The organism is Pseudomonas sp. NY15356 (assembly GCF_048068175.1).
Classification (GTDB): Bacteria; Pseudomonadota; Gammaproteobacteria; order Pseudomonadales; family Pseudomonadaceae; genus Aquipseudomonas; species Aquipseudomonas putida_K.
In genome coordinates, this window is record NZ_JBLUPW010000014.1 from 51,191 (window position 1) to 64,068 (window position 12,878).

Here is a 12,878-nt window from a genome sequence, read left to right on the forward strand (position 1 = left end):
CGCCGATATGCCGCCCCTGTTCATGGTCGAACGGCGCACAGCCAAATCGACAGCTGGCCAGGGCGTCGTTACAAGGACGTGTCAGGACGGTCTTGGGACAGGAAGCCCCCTTTTTTCAGCAGGATAATCCCGCCTCGACAGCACGGCCTGGTTCCGGGGCGGCTGTCGATGCACAGCGGCACGCTTAAAAAAACTACAACCTGCAGCGGCAAGGCACCCACCAAAGGGGCGTTATTACACTATGGCAACGGAAGAGAACGTTGAAACCCTCGCGCTTGGCGTGACGGACCCTTCGCAGACCGAAGAGGCCAAACGGGATCGTCACCTGGAGGGCAAGATCGACTGGATCGTCTTCGGCATCACCAGCATCCTCGCAATCGCATTCGTCATATGGGGCTTCGTCAGCCAGGCAAGCCTCGCGGCCAGCGCCTCCACGGCCCAGTCCTGGGTCATCGTCAACTTCGGTTGGTTCTTCGTCCTCACTTCCACGCTGTTCGTGGTGTTCGTGCTATGGCTGGCGGCGAGCCGCTACGGCAAGGTGCCGCTGGGACGTGATGGCGAACGCCCCGAGTTTCGTACCGTGTCGTGGGTGGCGATGATGTTCAGCGCCGGCATGGGCATTGGCCTGATGTTCTTCGGCGTGGCCGAACCGCTGTCGCACTATGTGTCCCCGCCGCCCGGCACCGCCGCGGCGCAAAGCAGCGAGGCGATGCAGGTGGCCATGGCCACCACGCTGTTCCACTGGACCCTGCACCCCTGGGCCATGTATGCGATCGTCGGCCTGGTGATCGCCTACGGCACCTTCCGCCGCGGGCGTTCGCAACTGATCTCCACGGCATTCCGTCCGTTGATCGGCCGCCACGCCAACGGCCCCATCGGTCGCCTGATCGACATGATGGCGATCTTCGCCACCCTGTTCGGCTCGGCCGCCTCGCTGGGCCTGGGCGCCCTGCAGATCGCCGGCGGCCTGGAGTACAACGGCTGGATCGAACACCCGGGCAAGATCTTCTACATCTCGATCATCACCCTGCTCACCGTGGCCTTCGTCGCCTCGGCGGTCTCGGGCATCGGCAAGGGCATCCAGTGGCTGTCCAACACCAACATGGTGCTGGCCCTGGCGCTGGCGCTGTTCACCTTCATCGTCGGCCCGACCCTGTTGATGCTGAACCTGCTGCCGACCTCCATCGGCGTCTACATCGAAATGCTGCCGCAGATGATGGCCCGCACCAGTGCCAGCGGCGGCGAACAGATGGACAGCTGGCTGGCCGGCTGGACCGTGTTCTACTGGGCATGGTGGATCTCCTGGACACCGTTCGTGGGCATGTTCATCGCCCGCATCAGCCGCGGCCGCACCATTCGCCAGTTCGTCACCGGCGTGCTGCTGGTGCCGAGCCTGGTGAGCCTGATCTGGTTCACCGTCTTCGGCGGCGCCGGCATCGACGCCCTGCAGGAAGGCACCTACCAGCTGGTCAATGGCGCGGTGAACAGCAACCATGCGCTGTACCAGTTGCTGGAAAGCTACCCGTGGGCCTCGGTGACCTCGGTACTGGTGATGGTCCTGGTGGGTATTTTCTTCGTCTCCGGCGCAGACGCCGCTTCCCTGGTGATGGGCACGCTGTCCGAGCGCGGCACCACCGACCCGTCCCGTGCCACGGTGATCTTCTGGGGCGCCCTGACCGGCACGGTGGCGGCGATCATGCTGGCCATCGGCGACCCGAACAACCCGGGCGAGGCCCTGACGGGCCTGCAGAACCTGACCATCGTCGTGTCGCTGCCCTTTGTCATCGTGATGGTGCTGCTGTGCCTGGCGCTGTACCGCGACCTGCGCAAGGACCCGATGATGCTGCGCCACCTGCGCGGCACCGAGCTGATCGAAAAAGCCGTGCTCTACGGTGCGGTCAAGCATGGCGAGGAGTTCTACATCGTCGTGCAGGAGAAGAAATCCTCCACCAAGCGCGCCCACACCGAGGCCCAGGCCACCCAGCTCTGAAGTCGTACGGCGCGGTAGCGGCTGCCCTGCCGCTATCGCGTCGCCTGCTTCGCGGGTAAACCCGCTCCCACAAGGTGGCGCTGAGCCTGTAGGAGCGGATTACCCGCGAATGGCATTACCCCGTCAGTTGGCCTCCCTGACCGCGCTCAGAAAAGCCCGGGTCCGCTCCTGCTGGGGGTTCTCGTAGAGCTGGGCCGGCGCGCCCTGTTCATGGATCTGGCCCTTGTAGAAGAAGCACACCCGGTCGGCGAACTCACGGGCGAAGCCCATCTGGTGGGTAACCATGAGCATGGTCAGGTTGTGCTCGCTGCCCAGCCGGCGGATCACATTCAGGACCTCCCCGCATAGCTCGGGGTCCAGCGCCGATGTCACCTCGTCGAACAACATCACCTTCGGCCGCATGGCCAGGGCCCGGGCGATCGCCACGCGCTGCTGCTGGCCACCGGAAAGCTGCGAGGGGTAGTGATCGAACTTGGTGCCCAGCCCCACCATCTCCAACAGCTCGGCGGCACGTTCACGGGCCTCGGCAGGCTTGACGCCCAGCACCTGAACCGGTGCCTCGATAACGTTCTGCAGGGCACTCATGTGCGGGAACAGATTGAAGCTCTGGAACACCATGCCGATCTTCGCACGCACGCGGCGAACGTGGCGTTCGTTGGCACTGACCAGGCCACCGTTGCGCCCGGGCATGTGGGTCAGCGACTCGCCATCCACCTCGATCATGCCCTGGTCGATCCCTTCAAGGGTCATGAGCACACGCAGCAGAGTGGACTTACCCGAGCCGCTGGGGCCGATGATCGCCACTTTTTCGCCCGGGGCGACTTCCAGGTTCAGGCCATCGAGCACGGTGAAGTTGCCGTAGCGCTTGGTCACGTCGCGGAAGGCGACGATCGGCTGGGCGATAGTCGGTTCCGGCATGGCGTGGTCCCGCTGCTGGGGGCTGGTGGCAAGGGTGGCGAGGTTCGAGACAGGCGCGATCATTAGCGTAACTCCAGGCGCACTTCGAGGCGCCGAACCAGGTAGGCCAGAGCGACGCTCAAGGCCAGGAAGAAAAGACCGACCAGGGTGATCGGCTCCAGGTAGCGGAAGCTCTCGGAGCCGACGTTCTTGGCCTGCTGCATGATTTCCACCACGGTGATGGCGGACAACACCGGGGTGTCCTTGAGCATGGCGATCAGGTAGTTGCCCAGCGGCGGCAGGATCGGCCGCACGGCCTGGGGCAGGATGATCGTGCGGTAGGCGGTCCAGGGAGCGAAGTTCAACGCCACCACGGCCTCCCACTGGCTGCGCGGTACGGCGTCCAGCCCGCCGCGGTACACCTCGGCGATGTAGCAGGCGTAGTGCAGGCCGATACCGAGGATGCCCGCCTGCATGGCGGTCATGTTCACGCCATAGTTGGGCAACACGTAGTACAGGAAGTACACCTGGATCAGCAGCGGCGTGCTGCGGATGAACTCGATCAGCAGGGTCACCGGCCAGGCGATGACCACTTGCCGGCTGCGCCGCCCAATGGCCAGGAACAAGCCCAGGACGATGGCGATCATGAAGCCCACCAGGGTGATGCCCAGGGTCTTGAGCGAGGCCTGCAGCAGGTCGGGCAAGATCTGCGCGACGTAGTTCCAGTCCCAGACGTTCATGACAGGCTCCCCCGCAGACGACCACGGCCCAGGCGTCGTTCGACGCCGCGCATAGCGAAGTTGATGACCTGCGCCAGGACGAAGTACAGCAGCAGGGTCAGGCTGAAGATCTCCAGGGTCTGGAAGGTCGCCTGGTCCAGCTGGCGGGCGCGGAAGCTCAGGTCCGACAAGGTGATCAACGACACCAGGGAGGTGTTCTTGAGCAGCTCGATCAGCAAGTTGGTGCCCGGTGCGATCGCCGCCAACAGCGCCTGGGGCAGGATGACGCGACGAAAGCGCGTGGCCGGCGGCATGTTCAGCGCCACGCAGGCCTCGTATTGGCCCTTGGCCACCGAGCCTATGGCCCCGCGCATCACCTCGGCACCGTAGGCCCCGATGTGCAGCCCAAGGCCGACGATGGCCACGGTGTAGGCGCTCAGCTCCAGGTTGAACGGCGGCAACGGCAACACGAAGAACAGCCAGAACAGCTGCACCAGCAGCGACGTGCCGCGAAACAGCTCGATGTAGGCCACGCAGAACCAGCTCAAGGGCCGCCACGAAGAGCGCCGGCCCAGGGCGGCGAGGATCGCAGCGACGATAGCCAGCAACGAGCCGAAGAATGTGACCTGGATGGTGATCCAGGCCCCTTGCAGTAACAGCGGTATCAATTCACCCATGGTTCGACCTGAATAATCGGATTACGCAGGGAACGGCATGGCAGAGGCCATGCCACCTCGATTCATTGCTGGGCACAGAGCTCGGCGGCGGTCTTGTCGGTCACATTGGAGCGGTCGAAGCCGAACGGGGCCACGGCCTTGAGGTGCTCCTCGCTGCCCAGCCAACGCTTGAGCTCGGCATTGACCGCATCGCGCAGGTCCTTGTCCTCGGGGCGGAACGCCAGGGCGCCATAGCCGGTGTGGGCCGGGTCGTCCTTGAAGTCACCGATCGCCTCGACCTTCTCGCCGCCTTTCTTCGCCAGGCCCTTCATGGTCAGCTGGGTGCCCACCGCGGCATCGGCGCGCCCGGCGCGCACGGCCTGCAACTGGGCGGTGGTGTCCGGCACCTGGAGGATCTGCTCGTCCTTGACGCCAGAATCGCGGGCATAGGCCAGGTTGACCGTGCCGGCCATGATCGCCAGCTTCACCTCGGGGTTCTTGGCGATGTCGGCATAGCTGTGCAGGTTCTTCGGGTTGCCGGCGGCCACCAGCAGGGTGTCGGGCAAGGCGTACTGCGGGTCGGTGAAGATCACCTGCTTGCAGCGCGCCGGGGTGATGTACATGCCGGCGGCGATCACATCGAAGCGGCCTGCGCGCAACCCGGGGATCAATGCCCCCCATTCGGTGAGCACGCCATCGACCTGCTTGATGCCCATCTTCTGGAAGATGATCTTGGCGATCTCCGGCGACTCGCCCGTGACCCGACCGTCGGTCTCGGTGAAGGCGAACGGCGTTTCGTTGGCGTAGCCGATGCGGATACGGCTGTTCTCCTTGATCGTCTCCAGGGTGGTCGCCTGGGCACTGGCGACCAGGCCCAAGGCCGCACAGGCCACCAGCAGACGCTTGAAGGGGGATACCGCGTTGGCGGAAGGAGGCTGGCTCATCAATGAATCTCCTGTCTTGTTATCAAACCGTCGGTGACGGCTGTGTGTATAGGAGGCAGTGGAGCAAAACAGCGAAGGCCGGATGTGTCGTTCGATCGGTGCACAGCCCGAGCGTTCCGGCGGGCCGACAGGCTCTTGTTCGTGTAACGGGTGTCGACCTTGGGCCGGAGCATACAAAAGCCTCAACAGCGATGGCATTGCACTAGGACAATTGCCCGAAGATCCTGCACAGGCGATGCTGTGCGCAGTCCCGGCCAGCGAAGCGATACCCATGGAAAACTGGAAGAAAGTCCTCGATTCGGCACGCATCGGCGAGTCCAAGTACAAACTGCTGGTGCAGGCCATCACCGGGGAAATCGAACGCGGCGAACTGGTGCACGACCAGCGCCTGCCACCCCAGCGGCATGTCGCCGATGCCCTGGAGATCAGCGTGCAGACGGTGACCAATGCCTACAAGGAACTGGAGCGCCAGGGCTTGGTACGCTGCGAGATCGGCCGCGGCAGTTTCGTCAGTCGGCGCATGAGCGACCGGGTGGCCGACGACATCATCGACCTGCCCGAGCGCACCCTGGTGGATTTCTCCATTACGCGCATCCTGCACACCCAGGTGCACGAGCGGATCTGGCGCGAGACCTGCGCCGAGCTCAGCGTGGAGGAGGAGCAGCCGTGGATCCACGCCTACCGCCCCATCGCCGGCTTCGAAAGCCATCGCGAGGCAGCGGTGCGCTGGCTGGCGGGCCTGGGCATGACGGTGGAGCGCGACGATGTGCTGGTCACCAACGGCGCGGCCCACGCCATCTTCCTGGCCCTGGCCTCGCTGGCCGGGCCCGATGACGTGGTGCTCTGCGAAGGCCTGACCGACCACGGCGTGATCGGCAACTCCCAGGTGCTGGGGTTCACTCTAAAGGGCCTGGAGATGGACCGCGACGGCATCGACCCGGAGCATTTCGAGGATATCTGCAGCAACGAGCGGGTCACCGCACTGGTGTGCACGCCGAACCTCAACAACCCCACCACCAGCCTGATGCCCGACGCCCGCCGCCGGGAGATCGCAGCCATCGCCCGCCGCTTTGGTGTGCACATCATCGAGGACGATGTGTACGGGCCACTGCTGGGCGAACGCCGCGCCCGGCCGATCAGCCACTATGCGCCGGAGCTGTCGTTCTATTGCACCAGCATGACCAAATCGGTGCTCACCGGGCTGCGGGTCGGTTACCTGGCCATGCCCAAGCGCCTGGCGCTGCGCACCGAGAGCATCCTGCGGGTCAACAGCTGGATGGCCACGCCGCTGGTGGCGGAGATCGCCACACGCTGGATCAACGATGGGCGCGCGGCGCAGCTGGCCGAATTGCAGCGCAAGCTGATCAGTGGGCGGCAGGCGATGCTGCGCGAGCACCTGGGCGACTACCTGCTGGGCAACCCGGCCCAGGCGCTGGGGGCCTGGCTGGGGATCCCCGCGCACTGGGAGGTGGACAGCCTGGTGCGGGCATTGCGCCGTCGGCACATCGCGGTGACCCCGCCGGAGCCGTTCCTGGTGCGCGGCACGCCGCGGCCACGGGCGGTGCGACTGTGCGTAGGCGCCGAGTGCTCGGACGCCAAGATGCGCCAGGCGTTGGCCGACATGCATGAACTGTTCGGGCAATACCCGCAGATCCATGAACTGTGACCAGGGCCGCTGCGGCCTATATAACCCATTGATTTATCAGAGGCCTGTGGGAGATTACCCAGCCCTTCGGGCTGCGCTGTCGCGCAGAGAACAAGCGGCCAATGCAGCCCGCTCCCACAGGGTGCTGCGATCGCTGCCGACGGCGGTCCAAAAAAATGTCCGGCAAATTGACCTAGTACATTCATCACGACAATTTGCCGCTCTTAGACTCCGCCCAACACCCGGTCACTCGTTGGGATGCGGTCATGTCAGAGCTTTCGCTTCACGATATCCACCTTGCCCACCAGCGCATCCAGGGGCTCGTGCGTCGCACGCCGCTGGAACATTCGCCGAGCCTGAGCCGCCTGGTCGGCGTGCCGGTGTACCTGAAACTCGAATCCCAGCAGCTCACCGGCAGCTTCAAACTGCGCGGCGCGAGCAACGCCGTGGCCTGCCTGGGTGAACAGCAACGGGCACGCGGCGTGGTCACCGCCTCCACCGGCAACCATGGCCGGGCGCTGGCCTTCGCGGCCTCGCAACTGGGCGTGCAGGCGACCATCTATCTGTCGCAGTTGGTGCCGGCCAACAAGGTCCAGGCGATTCGCGACCTGGGCGCCGAGGTGTGCATCGTCGGCCTCTCCCAGGACGACGCCCAGCACGCCGCCCAGCGTCATGCCGAGGAACAGGGCGCCGCGCTGGTGCCGCCCTTCGACCACCCTGCCGTCATTGCCGGCCAGGGCACCCTGGGCCTGGAGATCATCGAACAGTTGCCCGACGTCAGCCAGGTGCTGGTGCCCCTCTCCGGCGGCGGCCTGTTCGCCGGCGTGGCCCTGGCCCTCAAGGGTCTCAACCCGGCCATCACCACCCATGGCATCAGCATGCGCCGGGGTGCCGCCATGCACGCCAGCCTGCAGGCCGGGCATCCGCTCGAGGTGCAGGAGCTGCCGACGTTGGCCGACTCCCTGGGCGGCGGCATAGGCCTGGACAACCGCCATACCTTCGCCCTCACCCAGCGCCTGCTCGACCATCTGCACCTGCTCGAGGAAGCGTCCATCGCAGCGGGCCTGCGCCATGCCTACCACCAGGAGCGCCAAGTGCTAGAAGGGGCCGGCGCGGTGGGTATCGCCGCCCTGCTCGACGGCCTGGTGCCGGCGCGCGGGCCGATCGTGGTGGTGGTCAGCGGGCGCAACGTCGACACCGCCCAGCACCTGCGGGTGATGAACGGCGACAACGCCTGAGGTTTTCCCTTTTCGCTCACTGGAGGTTCACCGATGCCGGCCATCACCTTGCTCAACGAAGCCGACCTGCGAGACTGCATCACCCTCGACCGCGCCGCAGTCGATACCGTCGAGCAGGCCTTCGCCCTGCTGGCCACGGCCAACGTAGCCATGCCGCCGATCCTGCGTCTGGACGTGCCCGAGCACAACGGTGAGGTGGACGTGAAGACCGCCTACCTGCCGGGCATCGAGCGTTTCGCGATCAAGGTCAGCCCGGGCTTCTTCGACAACCCCAGCCTTGGCCTGCCCAGCCTCAACGGCATGATGATGCTGCTCTCGGCACGCACCGGCCTGCTCGACGCCCTGCTGCTGGACAACGGCTACCTCACCGCCGTGCGCACCGCCGCGGCGGGCGCGGTGGCGGCGCGCTGGCTGGCCCGCGAGGACAGCCGCTGCGTGGCCCTGATCGGCAGTGGCGAGCAGGCCCGCCTGCAACTGCAGGCGCTGCGCCTGGTGCGGCCGATCGAGCGGGTGCAGCTGTGGGCCCGCGACCCGGCCAAGGCCGCGGCGCTGGCCGATGAACTGGGCCGCGACGGCACGTTGCAACTGGCGCTGTGCGACAGCATCGACCAGGCCATGCAGGGCGTGGACATCGCGCTCACCTGCACGCCCAGCCGCGAACCGCTGATCCAGCCCCGTCACCTGCAACCGGGCCTGCACATCACCGCCATGGGGTCGGACGCCGAGCACAAGAACGAGATCGCCCCGCAAGTGCTGGCCCAGGTCGACCGCTATGTCGCCGACCGCCTCGGCCAGACCCGCGTACTGGGCGAGCTACACCACGCCTTGCGCGCCGGCACGGTCACCGACGAGGCCGCCCTGTGCGAACTCGGCCAGGTGGTCGCCGGCCAGCAACCCGGCCGCACCGATGCCAGCCAGGTCACCCTGTGCGACCTGACCGGCACCGGCGCCCAGGACACCGCCATCGCCAACCTCGCCTTCCAGCGCGCCCGCGCCGCAGGCAAGGGCCTGGCATTCAACAGTTGAACCTCCCCACCCCACTCATCAGAGGGCATTGCAATGTCTCAGTCAGTGGTCAACCTGCCGTTCAGTCGGCAAGAGTACGCCCAGCGCCTGGCCAAGACCCGCGCCGCCATGCAGGCGCAGGGCCTGGAGCTGTTGCTGGTCACCGATCCGTCGAACATGGCCTGGCTCACCGGCTATGACGGCTGGTCGTTCTACGTGCACCAGTGCGTGCTGCTGGCGCTGGACGGCGAGCCGATCTGGTTCGGCCGCGGCCAGGACGCCAACGGCGCCAAGCGCACGGTGTTCATGAACCACGACAATATCGTCGGCTACCCGGACATCTACGTGCAGTCGCGCGAACGTCACCCGATGGACTACCTGTGCCGGGAAGTGATCCTGGCCAAGGGCTGGGGGGCGCTCAACATCGGCGTGGAGATGGACAACTACTACTTCAGCGCCGCGGCCTACCAGGCCCTGTACCGGCAGCTGCCCCAGGCGACCTTCAACGACGCCGCCGGGCTGGTCAACTGGCAGCGGGCGGTGAAGTCGCCCCAGGAAATCGAATACATGCGCATCGCCGCGCGTATCGTCGAGCAGATGCACGGGCGCATCCTCGAGCGTATCGAACCGGGCATGCGCAAGAACGAACTGGTGGCCGAGATCTACAGCAGCGGCATCCTCGGCGTGGACGGCCATGGCGGCGACTACCCTGCCATCGTGCCCCTGCTGCCGACCGGCGCCGACGCCAGCGCCCCGCACCTGACCTGGGACGATTCGCCCTTCACCCGCGGCGCCGGCACCTTCTTCGAGATCGCCGGCTGCTACAAACGCTACCACTGCCCGCTGTCGCGCACGGTGTATCTGGGCAAGCCGCCGCAGCACTTCCTCGACGGCGAGAAGGCCGTGGTCGAGGGCATCGCCGCCGGCCTGGAAGCAGCCCGCCCCGGCAATACCACCGGCGACATCGCCCGGGCCTTCTTCAAGGTGCTGGAGAAGTTCGGCATCCATAAGGACAGCCGCTGCGGCTACCCGATCGGCATCAGTTACCCGCCGGATTGGGGCGAGCGCACCATGAGCCTGCGCCCCAGCGACACCAGCGTGTTGCAACCGGGCATGACCTTCCACTTCATGCCGGGGCTGTGGATGGACGACTGGGGCCTGGAGATCACCGAAAGCATCCTGATCACCGAGACCGGGGTAGAAACCCTGTGCAACGTGCCGCGCCAGCTGTTCGTCAAGGACTAACGCCATGAACGCATTCACGGACACCGCCACCGAGGTGGCCAACCCGATCAGCAGCACCGTGGACTTCACTCGCGACGGCGTACAGCACGGCTTCCTCAAGCTGCCCTACTCGCGCGACGACTCGGCCTGGGGCGCGGTGATGATCCCCATCACCGTGGTCAAGCACGGCGCAGGGCCTACCGCCCTGCTCACCGGCGGCAACCATGGCGATGAGTACGAAGGCCCGGTGGCGTTGTGCAAGCTGGCCCAGCAGCTGCGCGCCGAAGCGATTTCGGGTCGGGTGATCATCGTGCCGTTCATGAACACCCCGGCGTTCCATGCCGGCACCCGTACATCGCCGATCGACCAGGGCAACCTCAACCGCAGCTTCCCGGGCAAGCCCGACGGCACGGTCACGCAGAAGATCGCCGATTACTTCCGGCGCACCCTGCTGCCCCTGGCCGACGTGGTGCTGGACATCCACTCCGGCGGCCGCACCCTGGACTTCCTGCCGTTCGCTGCCTGCCACGTGCTGCCCGACAAGGCCCAGCAGGCACGCTGCGAAGCGGGCATGCGGGCATTCGCCGCGCCCTATGCCATGCGCATGCTCGAACTCGACGCCCAGGCCATGTACGACACTGCCGCCGAGGCCCAGGGCAAGGTGTTCGTCACCACCGAACTGGGCGGCGGCGGCACCTCGACCGCACGCAGCATCGCCTTGGCCGAGCGCGGCGTGCGCAACCTGCTGGTGCACGCCGGCATCCTCCAGGGCGAAGTGACGCCCGCCGAGTCGATCATGCTCGACATGCCCGACGGCGACTGCTTCATCGCCTGCGAGCACGACGGCCTGCTGGAAATGTGCCGCGATCTGGGCGAGCAGGTGCACCAAGGCGAAGTGATTGCCCGCATCCATGACATTCGCCGCACCGGCAGCGCACCAGTGGAATACCGCGCACGCCGCGACGGCCTGCTGGCCGCCCGGCATTTCCCCGGGCTGGTGCAGTGCGGCGACACCTTGGCGGTGATTGCCGACGTGTTGGCCTAGCCCCAGCGGACGCAACGACAACAAGAGGTATGGGAGAACAGCTCATGTCAGACGAATACCCGTTCAAGCAACTGTGCCACGTGGACGGCCAATGGCTGCACAGCACCAGCGGTAGCAGCATCGCCGTCCTCGACCCGGCCAACCGCCAGACCATCGGCCATGTGCCGCTGCTCGACCACGAGCAGATCGTCGCTGCGGTGGACGCCGCCCAGCGCGCCTTCACACCCTGGCGCAACCTGCGCCTGGAGGAACGTGTGACGCTGCTGCGCCGCTGGGGTGAACTGATCCTCGCACACCAGGAGGCCCTGGCGCGCATCCTCAGCCAGGAGCAAGGCAAGCCCCTAGCCGAGGCACGCGGTGAAATCGCCTATGCCGCCAGCTTCATTCCCTGGTTCGCCGAACAGGCGCGTCGCCTGTACGGCCAGACCATCCCCAGCCATATCCCCGGCGCCGACCTTGGCACGGTGAAGGAACCGGTAGGTGTGTGCGCGCTGCTCACGCCCTGGAACTTCCCCAGCGCCATGATCACCCGCAAAGCCGCCGCGGCCATGGCCGCCGGCTGCACCGTGGTGGTCAAGCCGGCCCACGAGACGCCCTACTCGGCCCTGGCATTGGCCCAGCTGGCCGAGGACGCAGGCCTGCCGCCGGGCGTGTTCAACGTAGTTATCGGCGAGCCGCAGATGGCCATGGAAACCCTGGTGCGCGACCCGCGGGTGCGCTCGGTCAGCTTCACCGGCTCCACCCGGGTCGGCAAGCTGGTGCTGCAGGCAGCGGCCCATGATGTGAAGAAGGTCGCCCTGGAGCTGGGCGGCAATGCCCCCTTCATCGTCTGCGCCGACGCCGACCTGGACCTGGCGGTGAAGGTCGCCGTGGCCGCCAAGTTCCAGACCTCCGGCCAGGACTGCTGCGCGGCCAACCGCATCATGGTCCAGCGCCCACTGTACGAGGCCTTCCTCGTGCGCTTCGCCGAGGCGGTGCGGGCCCTGCGCGTGGGGCCGGCGATGGTCGACGGCCAGGAGACCCCGTCCGACGTCGGCCCGCTGATGCACCAGGGCGCCTTCGACGCCACGGTGGCGCGGGTCGAGGATGCCATCGCCAAGGGCGCCCGCCGCCTGGTGGGCGGCGAGGCCCATGCCTTGGGCGGCTGGTTCTACCAGCCCACCGTGCTGGCGGACGTGACGCCGGCCATGCGCATCTACCAGGAAGAAAACTTCGCGCCCATCGCCGGGGTGATGCCCTTCGAAACCCTGGAACAGGCCATCGAGATGGCTAACGACACCGAGTACGGCCTGGCCGCCTACATCTGCTCCAACCGCCTGGACGTGGTGCACCCGCTGATCCGCCGCCTGGACCACGCCATGGTCGCGGTCAACGGCGTGAAGTTCACCGGCCATCCCATCCCGTTCGGCGGCATGAAGGCTTCGGGCCTGGGCCGCGAAGGCGGCATCGAGGGCTTCGAGCCCTTCGTCGAGACCAAATATTTCTGCGTGCACCACCAAGGTCAATTCTAAGGAG

Annotated in this window: 11 protein-coding genes; 7 read left to right on the forward strand and 4 right to left on the reverse strand. The window is 66.3% G+C overall.

From position 1 onward, the window contains the following. Positions 1–241 precede the first annotated feature (241 nt). The gene (locus ACNFCI_RS13305) at positions 242–1,990 is read left to right on the forward strand and encodes a BCCT family transporter (RefSeq protein ID WP_368829150.1); all 1,749 of its coding nucleotides are present in this window, start codon (positions 242–244) and stop codon (positions 1,988–1,990) included. 123 nt (positions 1,991–2,113) lie between these two features. On the opposite strand, the gene ehuA is transcribed toward ACNFCI_RS13305, so the two are convergent. The 4 genes from ehuA to ehuB all read right to left on the reverse strand — a co-directional run bounded on the left by ehuA (position 2,114) and on the right by ehuB (position 5,206). Next, the gene (ehuA, locus tag ACNFCI_RS13310; RefSeq protein ID WP_084855737.1) at positions 2,114–2,971 is read right to left on the reverse strand and encodes an ectoine/hydroxyectoine ABC transporter ATP-binding protein EhuA; all 858 of its coding nucleotides are present in this window, start codon (positions 2,969–2,971) and stop codon (positions 2,114–2,116) included. Beyond that, positions 2,971–3,627: an ectoine/hydroxyectoine ABC transporter permease subunit EhuD gene (gene ehuD, locus ACNFCI_RS13315; RefSeq protein WP_084855738.1), complete on the reverse strand. Its 657-nt coding sequence runs from the start codon at positions 3,625–3,627 to the stop codon at positions 2,971–2,973. Before ehuD ends, ehuA begins: the two co-directional genes overlap by 1 nt. Beyond that, positions 3,624–4,283, reverse strand: a complete 660-nt coding sequence (gene ehuC / locus ACNFCI_RS13320; RefSeq protein WP_084855739.1) for an ectoine/hydroxyectoine ABC transporter permease subunit EhuC — start codon at positions 4,281–4,283, stop codon at positions 3,624–3,626. The genes ehuD and ehuC overlap by 4 nt, the downstream gene beginning before the upstream one ends. Positions 4,284–4,345: 62 nt before the next feature. Continuing rightward, complete coding sequence (gene ehuB, locus ACNFCI_RS13325) at positions 4,346–5,206, reverse strand: ectoine/hydroxyectoine ABC transporter substrate-binding protein EhuB (protein ID WP_084855740.1); 861 nt, start codon at positions 5,204–5,206, stop codon at positions 4,346–4,348. A 271-nt stretch (positions 5,207–5,477) separates the two neighbouring features. Here ehuB and ACNFCI_RS13330 point away from each other — a divergent pair, with 271 nt between their 5' ends. The 6 genes from ACNFCI_RS13330 (at position 5,478) to ACNFCI_RS13355 (ending at position 12,874) form a co-directional block, all read left to right on the forward strand. Next, complete coding sequence (locus ACNFCI_RS13330; RefSeq protein WP_084855741.1) at positions 5,478–6,872, forward strand: PLP-dependent aminotransferase family protein; 1,395 nt, start codon at positions 5,478–5,480, stop codon at positions 6,870–6,872. Positions 6,873–7,117: 245 nt separating this feature from the next. Then, positions 7,118–8,089, forward strand: coding sequence for a hydroxyectoine utilization dehydratase EutB (eutB, locus tag ACNFCI_RS13335; RefSeq protein WP_084855742.1), 972 nt, complete (start codon positions 7,118–7,120; stop codon positions 8,087–8,089). 33 nt (positions 8,090–8,122) lie between these two features. After that, a complete protein-coding gene (gene eutC, locus ACNFCI_RS13340; RefSeq protein ID WP_368829152.1) occupies positions 8,123–9,115 on the forward strand; it encodes an ectoine utilization protein EutC in 993 nt (330 codons plus the stop codon). Between the two features lie 33 nt (positions 9,116–9,148). Continuing rightward, on the forward strand, positions 9,149–10,339 hold the full coding sequence (doeA, locus tag ACNFCI_RS13345; RefSeq protein ID WP_368829153.1) for an ectoine hydrolase DoeA: 1,191 nt from the start codon (positions 9,149–9,151) through the stop codon (positions 10,337–10,339). 4 nt (positions 10,340–10,343) lie between these two features. After that, positions 10,344–11,363, forward strand: coding sequence for a N(2)-acetyl-L-2,4-diaminobutanoate deacetylase DoeB (gene doeB / locus ACNFCI_RS13350; RefSeq protein WP_368829154.1), 1,020 nt, complete (start codon positions 10,344–10,346; stop codon positions 11,361–11,363). A 44-nt stretch (positions 11,364–11,407) separates the two neighbouring features. Continuing rightward, positions 11,408–12,874 (forward strand): NAD-dependent succinate-semialdehyde dehydrogenase, encoded by a 1,467-nt coding sequence (locus ACNFCI_RS13355; protein WP_368829155.1) that lies wholly within the window; start codon positions 11,408–11,410, stop codon positions 12,872–12,874. The last annotated feature ends 4 nt before the right edge of the window (positions 12,875–12,878 follow it).